Origin of the sequence: Kribbella antibiotica (assembly GCF_004349055.1) — a bacterium.
GTDB classification, from domain to species: domain Bacteria; phylum Actinomycetota; class Actinomycetes; order Propionibacteriales; family Kribbellaceae; genus Kribbella; species Kribbella antibiotica.
Genome location: NZ_SMKX01000185.1, coordinates 1 through 16,337, shown reverse-complemented (window position 1 = coordinate 16,337; position 16,337 = coordinate 1). Strand labels below are relative to the sequence as shown.

General features: G+C 67.8%; 15 protein-coding genes. 6 read left to right on the top strand and 9 right to left on the bottom strand.

Features of this window, described 5'->3' with window-relative positions:
• A partial coding sequence (locus E1263_RS37460; protein WP_132176315.1) for a hypothetical protein occupies positions 1-219 on the bottom strand: 219 nt, incomplete at its 3' end.
• A 172-nt stretch (positions 220-391) separates the two neighbouring features.
• Positions 392-1,624: a neutral zinc metallopeptidase gene (locus tag E1263_RS37455; protein WP_238161910.1), complete on the bottom strand. Its 1,233-nt coding sequence runs from the start codon at positions 1,622-1,624 to the stop codon at positions 392-394.
• 118 nt (positions 1,625-1,742) lie between these two features.
• Between E1263_RS37455 and E1263_RS37450 the strand changes: the two genes are divergently transcribed.
• Complete coding sequence (locus E1263_RS37450; RefSeq protein ID WP_132176313.1) at positions 1,743-3,422, top strand: DUF2207 domain-containing protein; 1,680 nt, start codon at positions 1,743-1,745, stop codon at positions 3,420-3,422.
• A gap of 15 nt (positions 3,423-3,437) precedes the next feature.
• On the opposite strand, the gene E1263_RS37445 is transcribed toward E1263_RS37450, so the two are convergent.
• The 3 genes from E1263_RS37445 to E1263_RS37435 form a co-directional block, all read right to left on the bottom strand.
• Entirely contained in the window at positions 3,438-4,727 is a 1,290-nt protein-coding gene (locus E1263_RS37445; protein ID WP_132176311.1) for a peptidase C39 family protein, read from the bottom strand.
• Positions 4,728-4,804: 77 nt separating this feature from the next.
• Positions 4,805-5,362, bottom strand: a complete 558-nt coding sequence (locus E1263_RS37440; RefSeq protein ID WP_132176309.1) for a GNAT family N-acetyltransferase — start codon at positions 5,360-5,362, stop codon at positions 4,805-4,807.
• A gap of 31 nt (positions 5,363-5,393) precedes the next feature.
• Entirely contained in the window at positions 5,394-6,641 is a 1,248-nt protein-coding gene (locus E1263_RS37435) for a neutral zinc metallopeptidase (RefSeq protein ID WP_132176307.1), read from the bottom strand.
• A 68-nt stretch (positions 6,642-6,709) separates the two neighbouring features.
• Between E1263_RS37435 and cysS the strand changes: the two genes are divergently transcribed.
• The 3 genes from cysS (at position 6,710) to E1263_RS37420 (ending at position 10,003) form a co-directional block, all read left to right on the top strand.
• The gene (cysS, locus tag E1263_RS37430; RefSeq protein ID WP_132176305.1) at positions 6,710-8,143 is read left to right on the top strand and encodes a cysteine--tRNA ligase; all 1,434 of its coding nucleotides are present in this window, start codon (positions 6,710-6,712) and stop codon (positions 8,141-8,143) included.
• A 1-nt stretch (position 8,144) separates the two neighbouring features.
• Positions 8,145-9,104, top strand: a complete 960-nt coding sequence (gene rlmB / locus E1263_RS37425; protein ID WP_132176303.1) for a 23S rRNA (guanosine(2251)-2'-O)-methyltransferase RlmB — start codon at positions 8,145-8,147, stop codon at positions 9,102-9,104.
• 443 nt (positions 9,105-9,547) lie between these two features.
• The gene (locus tag E1263_RS37420; RefSeq protein WP_132176301.1) at positions 9,548-10,003 is read left to right on the top strand and encodes a hypothetical protein; all 456 of its coding nucleotides are present in this window, start codon (positions 9,548-9,550) and stop codon (positions 10,001-10,003) included.
• Positions 10,004-10,056: 53 nt separating this feature from the next.
• Here the strand turns inward: E1263_RS37420 and E1263_RS37415 are convergent, their stop codons facing one another.
• The 4 genes from E1263_RS37415 to E1263_RS37400 form a co-directional block, all read right to left on the bottom strand.
• Positions 10,057-10,929 (bottom strand): S1 family peptidase, encoded by an 873-nt coding sequence (locus E1263_RS37415; RefSeq protein ID WP_132176299.1) that lies wholly within the window; start codon positions 10,927-10,929, stop codon positions 10,057-10,059.
• Between the two features lie 144 nt (positions 10,930-11,073).
• A complete protein-coding gene (locus E1263_RS37410) occupies positions 11,074-11,958 on the bottom strand; it encodes a S1 family peptidase (protein WP_132176297.1) in 885 nt (294 codons plus the stop codon).
• Positions 11,959-12,014: 56 nt separating this feature from the next.
• Entirely contained in the window at positions 12,015-13,652 is a 1,638-nt protein-coding gene (locus tag E1263_RS37405) for a DUF7800 domain-containing protein (RefSeq protein WP_132176295.1), read from the bottom strand.
• Positions 13,653-13,662: 10 nt separating this feature from the next.
• Positions 13,663-14,247: a TetR/AcrR family transcriptional regulator gene (locus E1263_RS37400; RefSeq protein ID WP_132176293.1), complete on the bottom strand. Its 585-nt coding sequence runs from the start codon at positions 14,245-14,247 to the stop codon at positions 13,663-13,665.
• A gap of 85 nt (positions 14,248-14,332) precedes the next feature.
• On the opposite strand from E1263_RS37400, the gene E1263_RS37395 reads away from it, so the two are divergent.
• Entirely contained in the window at positions 14,333-15,484 is a 1,152-nt protein-coding gene (locus tag E1263_RS37395; RefSeq protein ID WP_132176291.1) for an acyl-CoA dehydrogenase family protein, read from the top strand.
• Positions 15,481-16,248 (top strand): SDR family NAD(P)-dependent oxidoreductase, encoded by a 768-nt coding sequence (locus tag E1263_RS37390; RefSeq protein ID WP_132176289.1) that lies wholly within the window; start codon positions 15,481-15,483, stop codon positions 16,246-16,248. Before E1263_RS37395 ends, E1263_RS37390 begins: the two co-directional genes overlap by 4 nt.
• The last annotated feature ends 89 nt before the right edge of the window (positions 16,249-16,337 follow it).

The following is a 16,337-nucleotide window of genomic DNA, read 5'->3' as shown; positions in this document are numbered from 1 at the left end:
GGGTTTGCTGGGGTCTTGGGGGCGGCGAGCCTTCCAGCCGTCGCCGAACCAGTTGTTCGCCGGGGCCTGCTCCTCGGACCCGGACGGGTCCTGGAACTCACGCTTGGCCTCGCTCCCGGTCCACCACTTGGTAGACGCCGCGTCGCCGCGCTCCGCGGGAGCGGCGTTCTCGCCGTCCGCCGGTTCGTCCCCCCGTGGTGGGTTCCCACTGTCCGACATCAAAACTCCTCACGACCTTGCTGGGTGTAGCCGTCGACATACTGCTTCCGGCGCTTCTCGGGGTGCCGAAGCCGCGCACGAACCTTGCCCCCCAGGCGTTCGCCGTTCGCCCCCGGGTCATACTCTGCGTGATCCTGGGGCCTGGCGCCAGCTACGGCGGCTCGTCGGTGAGTTACTGCACTTTCCGGGGTGACGCGACATAGGTGTTGCACGAGTTCGGGTTACGCGTGTTGTAGCCGCGGAGCGCCCAGTACTTGTGGTTGCCGGCGTCACCGTGGTCGTTGGCCTTGTCGGTGACATGTCCGATCAGGAAGCGCCACTCGGTCGCGGACTGACCGGAGATCGGGTAGCTGTTCCGGTTCGCTCCGATGAAGATGTCGCTGAAGCATGACGCCTGCAGCTCGATCCGGCGGCTGATCTCCAGCTCCTTCGCGGTCGACGGTGCGTCGTACTGCATGCGGTGCGCTGCGGAGAAGATACCGGTCAGCTGCTGCACGTGGTGTCCGTACTCGTGGGCGAACTGGTGCAGCATCCACATCCGGGCCCAGACCCGTGCGGAGCTCTGCGAATACTGGTTGTAGTTGCCGACGTCCTCGGTGAGGTTCATATAGATCGTCTCGTTGCCACCGCAGTAGAACGGCGGTCCGGAGTCGTACCAGGTGCCGCACGGCGTGCTGATGTTGCCGGAGAACGTCCGCACGCTCGGTGCGCGGAATGTCGCTCCGGACTTGGTGACCAGCGATGGCCACGACCGGTTCAGGCAGTTCCACAGGTTCCGGTAGTTGGTGGTCGCCCCCGCAGCGGTCGCCGGCCTGGCCGAGGACTCCTTGCAGCTCACCGATCGCATCGCACCGGACTTGTAGAGGCGGTTCCGGGCCACGACGTCGAGGTTCGTGACCACCACCGGCTTCTTGGTCGGCTGGGTGGATCGCGGTGCGGTCGGCCGCGGAGCCGGACGGCTCGTGGTGGGCGCCGGCTGGCTGGCGGTCGGTGTGGGATCCGGACGGTCCACAGTCGGCGAGTACGTCGGGCTATAGGTCGGACTGTAGGTCGACGTGTCTGTCGGCTCCGGCCGGCTGGTGTACGGCCCGTCGCTACTGCCGTTGTGCTTCAGCAGTGCCGAGAGACCGGACAGCCCGACCACACCGACGACGACAACGCCCACGATGATCAGCGCGATCTTGGCGCCGCCACCACTCCTCTTCTGTGGCGGCCGCGGTCCACCAGGACCGGCGCCCCAGCCGAACTGCGGTTGCCCGGGCGGCGGGCCGTACTGCGGCACGCCGTACTGAGGAGGGCTGTACGGCGGCTGTTGCGGCCAGGGTGCTCCCGGCGGCGGGTATTGGCCCTGTGGCGGCTGCTGAGGGTACTGGCCGGGCGGTGGGCCCCACTGGTTGCCTGACACGCGTCCGACCGTAGCGGAGCCGCCGGGTCGTTGCCAGCGGCATAGAACACATCGCCCGGCCGCCGTCACGGTATGGTGCCCGGGTCAACTGACCCTCTCTTTACGGTGTGATTGGTCGATGCGTCTACGTCTGCTCGGGACTTCCCTGTGTGCTCTCGGTCTTGCCGCCCTGACCGGCGTGCCGGCGGGCGCGGCACCCACCCATAGCTCGGCCGATCCGGTCGTGACCAGTTACTCGGCGCAGGTCCGGGTCGAGGAGGACGGTCTGCTCCGGGTCGCTGAGACCTGGAAGCTGAGCAATGTCACCGGCACCTTCAGCCGGTTCCTGCTCACCCGGCGGCACCTGGCCGACGACATCGACCACGTGCAGCAGGTCGGCGACCTCAAGGTCAAGGCCGGTGGCGCGGACAAGAAGGTCGACCAGAAGGTCGAGGGGGATGTCACCTCGATCGCAGTCGGCGACCTGAGCGGCGACACCCAGCTGGACGTCACCTACACGGTCAAGGGCGCAGTGGCGACGACGCTGAACGGCACCGAGGTGCAGTTCGCTCCGCTGAGCGGCATCAACCTGACCATTCAGGCGGTGCACGTCGAGTACAGCGTCCCCGAGACCAGCCACATCGCCTGCTTCGTCGGCGCGATCGACAGCAACACCCCCTGCACGCTGGCGCAGACCGGTGAGGTGGCCGGCCCGACGTTCGAGCAGACCAGTCTGCCGCCGGGCAACACGGTGCGGATGACGGTGGGCTTCCCCGCGGGGGAGATCGCGGCCAACTCGATCGTCGAGTACCGCAAGACGTTCTCGCGCTCGTTCTCCACCGACACTGCACAGCTGCTGACCGCGGTCGGGCTGCTGGTGCTGGGTGCGCTGGCACTGCTGCTGCTCTACCGCCTTCGCGGCCGCGACGAGGTCGACCCGCGACGCGTCGTACCGGCTTCGCTGTTCAGCCTTGGAACCGATGCGCGCATCGGCTTCACGCCGCCGTCGGATCTGCGGCCCGGTGAGGTCGGCACGCTGATCGACGAGCGGATCGACCCGGTCGACGTGACCGCGTCCATCATCGACCTGGCTGTCCGCGGTCACATCACGATTAGCGAGCTCGAGCACCGCAGCGAGTACGCGCGTCCGGACTGGGAGCTGCGTCGGGTGTCGAACGCTCCGTCCGAGGAGCTGCAGCGCTACGAGAACGTGCTGATCCGCGCCGTCTTCGGCGACTCCGACTCGGTGCTGGTCTCCGAGCTCGGCCGCCAGGTGCGCGCCAACCTCGCCCAGGTGCAGGACGCCCTGTACGACGGAGTGGTCAAGCGCGGCTGGTTCAACGAGCGCCCGGACCGCACCCGCTCGCTGTGGGCGACCATCGGCATCGGTACGACGGTTGCTGGCGTCGTACTGACTGTTCTGCTGGCAGTGCTGAGCAGCTGGGGCCTTGTGGGCTTGGCGATCACCGCTGTTGGTGTCGGACTGCTGTTCATCGGTCGGCACATGCCGGCCAAGGCTCCGGCCGCCGGCCGGGTGCTCGGCCAGATCGCTGCGATCCGCGGTGAGCTGGCGGAGATGGACATCAGCGAGCTTCCGGCCGACCAGCACGCCGAGCTCTGCGCACGGGCTCTCCCGTACGCAGTGGTGCTCGGTGGCTCGGAGCGCTGGATCGACGCGCTGGTGGCGACGGACGACGACGCCGATGAGGACGAAGGGTTCGCCTGGTACCGCGGTCCGCGTGGCTGGCACCTGCAGAACCTGCCGGACTCGCTGCGGAACCTCACTACCAACCTCACCGGCGCACTGTTCGCCCGCTGAGCCCCCAGACGCCCTCTACCAGTTCGCCTGGGGCTCGTGCGGTGGGAGCGGCGTACCGGCCGGGTGGATGACGTAGACGAGTCCACCCGAGTGCGGGACCCAGGCGTTCTCGAAGGCAGCTCGGTTGTAGGTCGTGCGCACCTGGTCGTTGCTGGCGATCAGGTGTGACGCGGGGTCGTTGACGACGACATCGCCGTTCGGTGCGAAGCCGACGATCACCATGAGGTGTCCGTTCGTTCCGTAGCCCGCACCGGGCAGGTCGCCCTTCTTGAACGACAGTGAGGCGACCAGTGGGATACCGGCCTTGATGAACTGCTCCGCCTCGGTCAGAGAGCGCAGTCTGGTGACAAAGGCGTCCATTCCGCGCGTTCCGGCGTACGCGGTGTTGAACGGCCAGTTGCCAGCGCCGTCGTACGCGTAGTCGAAGACATGGCGGGCGGAGTGGTCGACCTGCGGATCAGCATCGGCCGGATCGACCCAGCTGGTCTCGCCGGCAGTCGGACCGGCGTTGTAGTAGTCCAGCACCATCGCGGTCGACGTCGCTGAGCACCATGCCTCACCGCCGTTGTCCCACTGCGGGTAGTGGCCGATATGCGTCTCCTGCGAGTACGTCGGCACATCCAGCACGACGCCCTCCGCGCCGCCAAGGGGGCTCACGGCAACTGTCGCGTCGGAAGGCAGTCGCGAGGACACTGCGCCGACCGAGCGGACCAGTGGTGCCTGAGCGGACCCGCTGAGGCGGTAGAGCGTCACCTTGAGTTGCCAGCGATCCACCCAGCGGTTCTTGGCCGCTACGAAGGTGTCGACGGCCACGCGGCCGTTGGTGTCGCCCTGGCTCGGCACGGAGGTCCGGTGGATGTCGCCGGCACCTGTGTTGTCGCCGCCGGTCCAGCGGCCGAGCACGTACCACTTGGTGGTCGCACCGAGGTTCGTCTTGCCCGCCATCGACACTTCGACCCAGGTACCGGGCGGGGTGGTCGCGTTCCAGGAGGCGATCAGCTCGGTCGCCCCGAAGCCGGTACTGACCGGTGGCGAGACCCAGCTGGCCTGGTCGTAGCTCTTGGCGGTCCCGTCGCCGAACGGATCGACGTACGGCGTAGTGCCGGTGGCCTGGCCGAAGGTCAGCGAACCGTCGGTGACGGTGGTGCCGGAGTGCGCACCGGCGAGGAAGTCGGCGTTCGACGTCCACGTGTGGAAGGCGATCTGTCGCGGTGGGGCTACCTTCACGGCCTCGCTCGGCAGTACTGCCGAGCTCAGCACGACCACACCGGCGATCAGGGCGGTGAGGGTACGAGGGGCGGTCATCTTTCGACGGTAGACCCGGCGACCGCCGCTGTCGCGGTGAACGCGTGCCGCAATTTCTGGGCGAACCGGTTAATTATTTACAAACGTTCGTTCCACTCGTCCTGCAGCATCGCGAAGACGGCCTCGTCGGTCCATTGACCCTTGAGGAACTCGTTCCGGACGAAGCGCGCCTCCTGGCGCATCCCGAGCCGCTCCAGCAGCTTCGCCGAGGCGTCGTTGGTGGCGTCCAGACGCCCGATGATCCGGTGCATCTCGAGCTCCTCGAACCCGAGCCGCAACAGCTCGCGCGACGCCTCTGCGGCGTACCCGTGCCCGTGCGACTCCGGGTGGAAGACGAACCCGAGCTCACCGCCCTGGTGTGCGAAGTTCTCCACGAACAGCGTCACCTCGCCGAGGTGCTGACCGGTAGCGCGCAGGATCACCGCGAGGGTGAGGGCCTGGTCCGGCCCGTCCATCGGTACGTCGGCCATCCGGCCGGCGAGGGATTCCGTCACCTCGTCCGGCGTCTTCGGGTCATACAGGAGGAACCGCGTGACCTCAGGGTTGGACTGCAGCTTCAGCAGGTCGTCGTAGTCGGTCTCAACGTAGCGGCGCAGGGTCAGACGGTCAGTCTCGATTGGCAACGAGTAGGTCACCAATCGAGGCTATGGGACCCCTGCAAGTTGTTTACCGGACGAACTGCGGCCCTGCGACGAAGGTGTTGCACAGTGCAGGGTTGCGCGACTTGAAGCCGCGGTTGGCCCAGTACGGCTGGATCGCCTTGCTGCCGTGGTCGCGGACCGGGCCGTACTCGTCGCCCGAGTTCGCGCTGAGCCAGTCCAGCTGTTGCTTGAACATGCCGGCGACCGGGTAGGTCCGGCGGTTCGCTCCCAGGAAGACGTGTCCGAAGCAAGTCGCCTGGATCTCCTTGCGCCGGCTCATCTCCAGCGACGTGGCGTAGCTCGACTCGTACCTGATCCGGTTCTGGGCGGCCAGGATGCCGGTCAGAGCCTGGATGTGGTGGCCGTACTCGTGCGCGACCGTGTCGGCCATGTTCGCGCGCCGGTAGACCCGCTGGTACGCCTGCGGGTACTTCCGGTAGTGCTCGATGTCGGTCTTGGCATCCATGTAGATGGTGTGGTTCGCGCTGCAGTAGAACGAGCTCGGTGCGTTACCGCTGCACGGAGTGTTGACGGAGCCCCAGAAAGCCATCACCTTCGGCGCCTGGAAGGCGACACCGGATTTGCGCACCTGCGCCGGCCAGGCCCGGTTGAGGCAGGCGACCACGCCCGCGTAGTACTGGCGGGCACCGGGCATACCGGACGGCCGGGCCTTCGGCTCGCGACAGTTCACCGACGCCTGGACGCCACTCTTGTACAGCTTGTTCCGCGCCGTCAGATCTTTGTCCGAGGGTTGCGGCGGCACCTTCTTCGTGGGGCTCGGCTGGGTCGGCCGAGCCTGCGTCGGTTGCGCACTCGTCGGGCGGGTGCCGGTCGGGTTGTAGGACGGCTCGTCACTGGGATCCGAGCTCGGCGAGTACGTCGAGCTGTACGTCGGCTGCGGGCTGGAGTAGCTGTTCCGGCGCTCCTGCTTGGCGTGCAGCGCGAACAGGTAGAGCGAGACCACGCCCGCAAACAGCAGCACCGCCGGTACGACGATGAATGGCGCCTTGCTGCGCTTCTTCTTGGGCGGGGGATAGCCGCCACCGCCGAACCCGAAACCCGGTCCACCCTGCGGAGGACCGCCGTACGGAGGTCCGCCGTACGGGGGTCCACCCAGCGGCGGGCCGCCGTACGGCGGTTGGCCGGGCGGCGGCCCCATGGGCGGTCCTTGCGGCGGTCCCGGCGGCGGCCCCCAGTACTGCTGCTGCGGCGGGCCGTACTGCTGCGGCGGACCGCCGTACTGCTGCGGGGGTGGGCCGTACTGGTTCGACAAGGGTCCTCCTGAGGGGTGCTGTGGACATTCTGTCAAGGAGAAGTGCCACTTCCCGTTACCCTTGACCGGTGACACTTCGCTTGTACGACACCGCGACGGCAACAGTGAGGGATTTCGTACCGGTCCATCCGGGCAAGGTCGGGATCTACCACTGTGGGCTGACGGTGCAGGGTGCCCCGCATGTCGGGCACATCTACAAGGAGGTCGTCTTCGACGTCCTGCGGCGCTGGTTCGAGCGCTCGGGGTACGAGGTCACGGTCATTGCGAACGTGACCGACATCGACGACAAGATCCTGGCCAAGTCGGCCGAACGGGACGTCCCGTGGTGGGCCCACGCGTACGAGTTCGAGCACGAGCTGCACTGGTCGTACGACGTACTGGGCTGCCGCCCGCCGACGTACGAGCCGCGCGCCACCGGGCACATCCCGGAGATGCTGGAGATGATCGACCAGCTGATCGAGGCCGGGCACGCGTACGTCGCTCCGGACGGATCGGGTGACGTCTACTTCGACGTGAAGTCGTGGCCGGCGTACGGGGCGCTCTCGCACCAGAAGATCGCCGACATGGAGGTCGCCGCCGACGCGGACCCGCGCGGCAAGCGCGACCCCCGCGACTTCGCGCTCTGGAAGGGCTACACCGAGGGCACGCCGCGGACGGCCTCCTGGCCGACCCCGTGGGGACGCGGCCGCCCGGGCTGGCATCTGGAGTGCTCGGCGATGGCCGGGAAGTACCTCGGCGACGAGTTCGACATCCACGGCGGCGGGCTGGACCTGCGGTTCCCGCACCACGAGAACGAGCTGGCGCAGTCGACTGCGGTCGGGCAGAAGTTCGCCCGGACGTGGATGCACAACGCGCTCGTCACCACGGCCGGCGAGAAGATGTCGAAGTCGATGGGCAACAGCGCCGTCGTCCGGAACGTCGTCGAGCGGGTGCGGCCGATCGAGCTGCGCTACTACCTCGTGCAGTCGCACTACCGGTCGGTGGTCGAGTTCTCGTTCGAGGCGCTCGACGAAGCCGCGAAGAGCTTCCAGCGGATCGACGGGTTCGTCACCCGGGCGACCGAGGTGACCGGCGGGGTCTCGCCGGCTGCCGAACTGCCGTCGGAGTTCGTGACGGCGATGGACGACGACTTGGGTACGCCGGCTGCGGTCGCCGTACTGCACAACACTGTCCGCGACGGGAACAAGCTGGTCGCCGACGGCGACTCGGCCGCGTTGCGGGAGTCGCTGGCGGCGGTTCGGGGCATGCTCGGCGTGCTCGGACTGGATCCGCTGGCAGAGCCCTGGGCGTCCCGCGCCGGGGCTGGCGACGAGCTCACCGAGGTCGTCGACGGGCTGGTGAAGGCGCTGCTGGAGCAGCGACAGGCCGCTCGTGCACGCAAGGACTACGCCGCGTCGGACGCGATCCGCGACCGACTGAAGGCGCTCGGCGTTGTTGTCGAGGACACACCCCAGGGGTCGCGCTGGACGCTCGCGGCGCCGAACACGATCGAAGGAAACTGACGTGCCAGGCAGTAGCCAGCGTAAGGGCGCCATCCGGAAGAAGCGCGGAAACCCGACAGCCGGGTCCGGCGGACGCGTCCGCCAGGGTCTGGAGGGCCGGGGCCCGACGCCGAAGGCGGTCGACCGCACCAAGCACCCAGCCCACAAGCGGGCCAAGGCCAAAGAGCGGGCCGAGGAGCGCGACACGCGCCGTCGTACGCCGCGCAAGGACGCCGACGCGACTGTCGAGTGGGTCTACGGCCGCAACCCGGTCGTCGAGGCACTGCGCGCCGGCGTACCGGCTGCTGCCTTGCACGTTGCCGAAGGCACCGAGCGTGACGCCCGCCTGCGCGAAGCACTCCTGATCGCGGCCCAGATCGGCCTCCCGGTCCTCGAGGTCCCGCGCCCCGAGCTCGACCGCGTCACCGCCGGCGGCGCCCACCAAGGCGTCGCGCTGCAGATCCCGCCGTACGAGTACGCACACCCCGACGACCTGCTGGACCGGGCCCACAACGCCCACGAGGTCCCGCTGATCGTCGCCCTCGACGGCGTCACCGACCCGCGCAACCTAGGCGCGATCACCCGCTCCGCAGCAGCCTTCGGCGCCCACGGCGTCGTCGTCCCCGAGCGCCGCGCCGCCCAGATCTCCGCCTCCGCGTGGAAGACGTCGGCCGGCGCCGCCGCCCGCATCCCGGTCGCCCGGGTCACCAACCTCAACCGGACCCTCAAGTCCTACAAGGAAGCCGGCCTCCTGGTCATCGGCCTCGACATGGGCGGAGCCGTAGAACTCCCCGCCCTCGAAGCCGCCACCGAGCCGATCGTCCTGGTCGTAGGCTCCGAAGGCAAAGGCCTGGCCCGCCTGGTCCGCGAGAACTGCGACCTCATCGTCTCCATCCCGATGACGTCCGCCACCGAATCCCTCAACGCCGGCATCGCCACCGGCGTAGCCCTCTACGAAATCTCCCGCCGCCGCGCGGTCTGATTTCCACCCAGGCATATGCCCGAAAAAGTGGGCATATGCCTGGTGTAGTGGGCAATCGCAGGTGGTTCGGTGCGCGCCGTGCGCCCGCCAGTGAACCCACCCGCCGCGCAGACCGTCGAGTGTGCGGACCTTGCTGCCGGTAAGCCCTTACCTGCTACACACTCGCGCCACTCGACACACTGGGTTCACTGGGTGCCGCCGCTAGGTCGAGTGGAGCCAGCGTGCTCTGCGCGGTCGAGCAGGAGCTTGCGGAAATTCGCCGGACTCAGCTGCGTGCGGGTGCTGTACTTGGGTGATGGAAGAAACCCCGGCCTGCCGATCTCTGACGCTGCCCCGACACCGCCGATGCAGCCTGGCATGCCCGAACTGATGGCAACGCTTGCCCCCACCATCGCCAGCCTCTCGGATCTGTTGATCGCCGAACGCGACAAGGAACGGAGGCGGTGAGCCTGCTTCAGTTCATCGCGGAGTTGGCGACCGAGGAGTATCGGCTCAACCCGGCGGACTCGCTCCAGGAGACCCGCGATAACACCTGGCTCCTGAGCTGCTCGGAAGATGAGCGTGCGAAGCTCACGGTCGCCGAGGTCGTTGGTGCGTACAAGTTGTGTGTCGCTGCCTTGCGCACCAGATTCGCCGCGGAGGGATTGCTGACACCTGCGGTGTTCTATGTCTGGCATGACGAGCAGGCTGGGCAGCTGCGGTCCTCCATCACTTCGTTGCCGCCGGACAAGTTGTTGTTCGGGGCAACGGTGCGCCAGGCGCAGCTCGAGCACGTCGTGGGCGACCTTCTGAACGCCGCGAGCTTCATTGCCTGGTCAGAGCTTGAGGTGACCGACGAGCCGACGGAGGACGACGACCGCGAGTACTTCGTCGATGTCTGGCACACCTTCGTGGCGTAGGAAATGATGCTACGGCTAGGTGGGCGCCCACCTAGCCGCAGCTCACCTTTTTGTCAGTAGACGTTGACGCTGTAGCGGTTGAGGACCTCTACTACGGGCTGGAAGAAGGTGGTGCCGCCGGAGGAGCAGTTGCCGGAGCCGCCGGAGGTGAGGCCCAGGGCTACGGTGCCGGCGAAGAGGGCGCCGCCGGAGTCGCCGCCTTCGGCGCAGACGTTGGTGCGGATGAGGCCGGTGACGGTGCCTTCGGCGTAGTTGACGGTGGCGTTGGTGGCGGTGACTGAGCCGGAGCGGAGGCCGGTGGTGGAGCCGGAGCGCTTGACGGCTTGGCCGACGGTGGCGTTGGCGGCGGACGTGATGTCCTGCGTGGAACCGTTGTAGAGGTTCACGTTGCCGGGGTGGTTGGTGTACGACGTGCTGTACTTGACGATCGCGTAGTCGTTCCCGGGGAAGCTGGAGCCGGTGACGTTGCCAAGCAGCGTGGTCTTCGCGGAGTTCGCGTACCAGCTGGACGCGATGTTGCCGCAGTGGCCGGCGGTGACGAAGTAGAACGCACCGGCGGCGTCCTTGACGTTGAAGCCGAGCGAGCAGCGGTACTGGCCGCCGTAGATGGCGTCGCCACCGGAGATGTACTTGGTGAGCTTGCCGGGGATCTTCTCGAGGGTGACCGCGGAACCGAACCGGTCGGTGACGCGGGTCAGGGCCGACAGCTTCGACGCGCTCACGGTGTCGTCGTACGACACGATGATGCGGCCGTCGGGGTTGGTCTGCCAGGCGGTGCCGGGGATGCGGGCCTCGGAGTTGAGGGCCGAGGTGATGGCGGCGGGCGACGGTACGGCGGGAGCGGCGGATGCTGGGCCGGCGGCCAGGAGAGCGGCGGCGAGCCCGGCGGCAGCCAGGATGGCGGTGGTGCGGCGGGAAACGTTCACGGTTTCAGCCTCCTCACGATGAGGACGCGCTCGGGGCGGGTGCGTCCTTGACTTCAACCGTGAGGAGTTCTACCCGTGATCACCGTAGAGTATTCGAACGAACCCGGAGCGTGAGAAGGTTTTCCGCACGCTCCGGGGAAAAAATCAGTAAACGACGACCCCGTACGCCGCGAGGACCTCGGTGACCGGCTGGAAGTACGTCACGCCACCCGGTGTCTTGCAGTCACCGGTTCCGCCCGAGGTCAGCCCATACGCGCTGCGCCCACTGAACAGCGGACCACCGGAGTCACCCGGCTCGGCGCAGACGCTGGTCCGGATCAGTCCGGTGATCCGGCCGTCGCCGTAGTTCACGGTCGCGTTCAGCCCGCGCACAGTCCCGCTGTGCAGCCCGCTGGTCACCCCGGCCCGGTACACGTAGGTCCCGAACGCCGGCGTGGTCGCCCGCGTGATGTCCTGCGACTTCCCGTTGTACAGGTAGACGCTGCCACCCGGCTTCTTGACGCCGACCGGGTAGTCCACCAGTGCGTAGTCGTTGCCCGGGTAGCTGGAGCTGCGCAGCGTCCCGATCTTGACGCTGTGCTCGGGGTTGGCGTACCAGGTCTTGGCGACGTTCCCGCAGTGTCCCGCGGTCAGGAACGAGTAGCGCCCCTTGGCGTACACGTTGAAGCCGACCGAGCACTTGTACTCGCCGCCCCACGTCCCCTCACCACCGGTGACGTACTTCTGCAGCTTGCCGGACAGCTTCTCCAGCTTCACGCCCTCCCCGAGACGGCGTGTTGCGGCAGTGAGCTCGGACAGCTTGGCCCCGGTCACTGTGGAGTCGTAGGACACCAGCACGGTGCCATCTGGTTCGGTCTGCCAGGCAGTACCCGGCGTGGTCACGTCCTTGGCGAGAGCCGAGGAGATAGCGGCTGCGGACAGCCGGGGCGGCTTCACAGGCTCAGCCTGCGCGGCCGGTACAACGGCGGCGGCGACGAGCGCAGTTGCGGCGAGGGCCACTGCGCTCCGGCGGATGGTCGAAGATCTCATGCGATCAACCTCCCATGGCGAAGGGCCTTCACAGGCGGTCTGGCAGCATCAGGACGTCAAACGCTCGACTGCGGGTAACTCAGCGTGCGAGCCAGCAACTGCTGGTCACCACGCAGCTCTGCGTGGTCCACATCGACCGCCCAGCTTTCACCCGACAACCGCACTGTCATGGCACCGTTGTCGAACCACGGCCCGTGCGTGAGTCGCCAGTCCGCCGCCACATCCCGTACGCCGGCCGACCGTGCCAGGCGGTGGAGCAGCCACGTCATCCATCGCGCATCCAGCAGATGGTTCGCCCACCGCAGATGCCGCGGCACCGGGTTGCGGAACGGCGACATCGTCAGCTGCCGGATCGCCGTACCGGGGTGATCTACAGCGCCCAGTGAGGCCTCGGCGATGTAGCTGCAGTGCACATCACCCGACAGCATCAGAATCGACGCCGGTGGGTCCTCGCCACTCACCACTGCGGTCAACAGCGCGGTCACATCGTCGAAGGACTTCCGGAACGACGCCCAGTGCTCCAGGTCCATCCCCTGCCGGATCCGCTCGCCAAGACGCGCGCCCCGCGGTCCCCACGCGCCAGACGAGATCGCCTCGTCCCAGCCCTCCAGATGGTGCAGTCCCGGCGCGAGGAGGAACGGCAGCGTGGATGCCAGCAGCAGATGGTGAATCGGCCGACCTGCCTCGAGCACTGCGTGACGCACCCAGGACCACTCGTGCGCATCGACCATGGCGCGCTCGTTCGGCTCCAGATGCCGCGAACAGCGCGAGTCGATCGCAACCAGCCGTACGCCGCGGTCCGCCGTACCGAAGTCTCGGTAGAAGCTCCAGCGAGCGGTGACCGGGTCGTCGTCCGCAGCCCACGCAAAGCTCTCCAGGTATGCCGTCCGCTCCTCGTCATCAGAGAGCGTCAGCATGGCCCGGTACGTCGCGTCCTGGGCGAGCTGCTCGGGCGAGAGGTTCCCCAGGTGCTGATAGACCCAGTACGACGCGTATGCCCCGACCACGCGGTCCCGCCACCACGGCTGAGCGGTCACCCACTGACGCCAGGTCAGTGAGGTGTTCCAGTCGTCGCGCAGGTCGTGGTCGTCGAGCAGCATGCACAGCGGCACGGTCGAGAACAGCCACCGCACCGCCGGCTCGAGCCAGGCGTCGTCGTACAGCCAGGTGTACTCCTCGAAGTTCCCGATCTCGTCGGCCACCTCGGAGCCCTGCCGTCCGCCGTGCGCCTCCCGCAGCCGCTGCCGGACTGCATCCGACGGCTCATCGGCGTACACCTGATCTCCGAGGAGCAGGAGCGCATCAGGCAACTCTTCAAGCCCATTGGCCAGCGCCACCAGCGCATCAGGTCCGAACTGCTTGAACCCCTCGGCAGTGAACGGCGCAGACCGTCGACAAGACCCGAAGGTCATCCGGAACGAGCCATCGGATCGCGGCGTCCGGATCACACTCGGCCCAAACGAGGACTCCGGCAACGGCCAAACCACTGAGCCGTCCAGGCGCACGTCGTACGGCGTAGCGCTGTCCGGCGCGAGCCCTTCGATCAGTACGAGCGCGTAGTGATGCCCATGCACCGACCACGTCTGCGCGGTATGCCCCAGTACCTCCACCGAACACGCCGAGGAGGTCTCCACCCAGATGGTCGCCCGCGTCTCGTCGACGTACCGCAGCAGCGGCCCCAGCGTCAGTTCCACCTTGAGAAACCTAGTCCAGCCGCAGTGAATGCAGCACGAAGGACGCCAGTTCGCGGTACGCCTCCGCGTCGCTCAAGCCCGTACGGCGAGCAATGTCGCCGCGCTGAATGGCCTGCATCGTGTGCGCGATCATCTCGGCGGCGAACGCGATGTCGACCTGCCGGAAGGTCTTGCTGTTGATCCCGTCCTCGATCAGCGTCCGGACCCGGTCGGCGGCGATCCGGGTGTTCCGCTCGTAGACCGAGCGGGCCGGCGCGAATGTCGCGACGTCGTCCAGGAAGGTCCGGCTGGCCGGTCGGAGCGCGTCGGCAACGGCGTTCAGGTACGCCGCGATCCGCCGGTCGTGCCGGGTCTGCCGCGCGACCGCGGACTCGACCTGCGCGGTGGCGTTCTTGAAGTAGTGCTTGACCACCTCGACGGCGAGCTGTTCCTTGCTCGGCGCGAGCGCGTACAGGGTCGTTTTGCTGCAGCGCAGTTCGGCGGCCAGGTCGTCCAGCGTGAACCGGCTGAAGCCTTGTTCGAGGAACAGGGACAGGAGGCGGTCGAGCAGTTCGCTCTGCCTCCGCGTGCGGCGCCCCGGCACGACTGTCGTCATAACGAGACAGCATAGAACGATACTGAAGTATGGCCGTTAGTATCATTCCTGGTATCGTTTGGGTAGACCCGGGGAGGGCTGCCTGATGACTGTCGATCGCCTCTTGCCGACCGAGGAATCCGCCGACCTGCTCGCGCTTGTCCGCGACCTGGCCGAGCACGAGCTCGCTCCGTACGCCGCCAAGGCCGAGGAGACCGAGTCGTTCCCGCGGGACGCGTTCCGCACGCTCGGCAAGGCCGGCCTGCTGGGTCTGCCCTACCCGGAGCAGTGGGGTGGCGCTGAGCAGCCGTACGAGGTCTACCTGCAGATGCTTGAGGAGATCGCCGCCGCCTGGATGTCGGTCGGTGTCGGCGTCTCGGTGCACACCATGGCCAGCTATGCGATGGCCCGCTTCGGGACCGACGAGCAGAAGCAGCGCCTGCTGCCCGACATGGTCGGCGGCGACCTGCTCGGCGCCTACGCGCTCTCCGAGCCGCAGGCCGGTTCCGACATCAGCGCGATGACCACCAAGGCAGTCCGCGACGGCGACTCCTACGTCCTGACCGGCACCAAGTCCTGGATCACCCACGGCTCCCACGCCGACTTCTACACGACCTTCGCCCGTACGTCGGCAGACCCGAAGCACGGTATTTCCGCCTTCCACGTGCCCGCGCCGGCTGAGGGCCTCAGCTTCGGCGCACCCGAACGCAAGATGGGCCTGACCGGCTCGGCGACCACCCTGGTCAACTACGACGGCGTCCGGATCCCCGCCGCGAACCTGATCGGCGCCGAGGGCGACGGCATGCGGATCGCCCTGTCTGCGCTGGATTCCGGCCGGCTGGGGATCGCCGCCTGCGCGATCGGTCTGGCGCAAGCCGCGCTCGAGGTCGCCGCGTCGTACGCGAAGCAGCGGCAGCAGTTCGGCCAGGCGATCGGTGAGTTCCAGGGCGTGCAATTCCTGCTCGCCGACATGGCCGCCGCCGTCGAGTCCGGCCGAGCGACGTACCTGCAGGCCGCCCGTCGCCGCGACCTCGGCCGCCCGTTCACCCAGCAGGCCGCGATCGCCAAGCTGGTCTGCACCGACGCCGCGATGAAGGTGACAACCGACGCCGTCCAGGTCCTCGGCGGCTACGGTTACACGCGAGAGTTCCCCGCCGAGCGCTACATGCGCGAAGCCAAGGTGACCCAGATCTTCGAAGGAACCAACCAGATCCAGCGGCTCGTCATCAGCCGCGACCTGCTGAGGAGCGCTTCATGAAGTTTGGCCCGTCCGATGTCGCACTGGTCACCGGCGGTGGTTCCGGGCTCGGAGAGGCGACCGTACGGCGCTTGGCCGCGGACGGACTCGGGGTCGTCATCGTCGACCTCCCGTCGTCGGCCGGCAAGGCCGTTGCCGACGAGCTCGGTGACCGCGTCGTCTTCGCCCCGGCCGACGTCACCGACGAAGTCGCTGTCATCGCAGCTCTCGACGCAGCCGCCACCCTCGGCGACCTGCGCGTTGTCGTCACCTGCGCCGGCATCGCCACCCCGGGTCGCGTCGTCGGCCGCAAGGGTCCGTTGCCGCTGGCAACTTTCCGGCAGGTCATCGAGGTCAACCTGATCGGTACCTTCAACGTCCTCCGCCTGGCCGCCGAGCGAATGATCGCGCTCGACGCCGGCGAAGACGGCGACCGCGGCGTCGTCGTGATGACCGCCTCGATCGCCGCGTACGACGGCCAGGTCGGCCAAGCGGCGTACGCAGCCAGCAAGGGCGGCATCGTCGGCCTCACCCTCACCGCCGCGAGAGACCTTGCAGACAAGGGAATCCGCGTCGTCACCATCGCCCCCGGCACCATGGAAACCCCCATGCTCGCAGGCCTCCCCGAAGAAACCCGCGAAGAGCTGGGCAAGGCCATCCCGCACCCCTCCCGCCTCGGCCGCCCCGCCGAGTACGCCGCCCTCGTCCGCCACATCCTCGACAACCAACTCCTCAACGGCGAGGTAATCAGGTTGGACGGCGCCCTCCGCATGCCCCCGCGCTAGCACCCTGCCGCCCCAGCCGGCCGCCGCCGCCCCGGCACCCCCATTTGGGGCTCTCCTGACTGATCTGTGGGTCAGTTTCGGTTGGGGAG

Coding starts and splice junctions, on each gene's coding strand:
- E1263_RS37450 (WP_132176313.1), top strand. CDS start 1,743: ATGCGTCTACGTCTGCTCGGGACTTCCCTGTGTGCTCTCGGTCTTGCC.
- E1263_RS37445 (WP_132176311.1), bottom strand. CDS start 4,727: ATGACCGCCCCTCGTACCCTCACCGCCCTGATCGCCGGTGTGGTCGTG.
- E1263_RS37410 (WP_132176297.1), bottom strand. CDS start 11,958: ATGAGATCTTCGACCATCCGCCGGAGCGCAGTGGCCCTCGCCGCAACT.
- E1263_RS37400 (WP_132176293.1), bottom strand. CDS start 14,247: ATGACGACAGTCGTGCCGGGGCGCCGCACGCGGAGGCAGAGCGAACTG.
- E1263_RS37395 (WP_132176291.1), top strand. CDS start 14,333: ATGACTGTCGATCGCCTCTTGCCGACCGAGGAATCCGCCGACCTGCTC.
- E1263_RS37390 (WP_132176289.1), top strand. CDS start 15,481: ATGAAGTTTGGCCCGTCCGATGTCGCACTGGTCACCGGCGGTGGTTCC.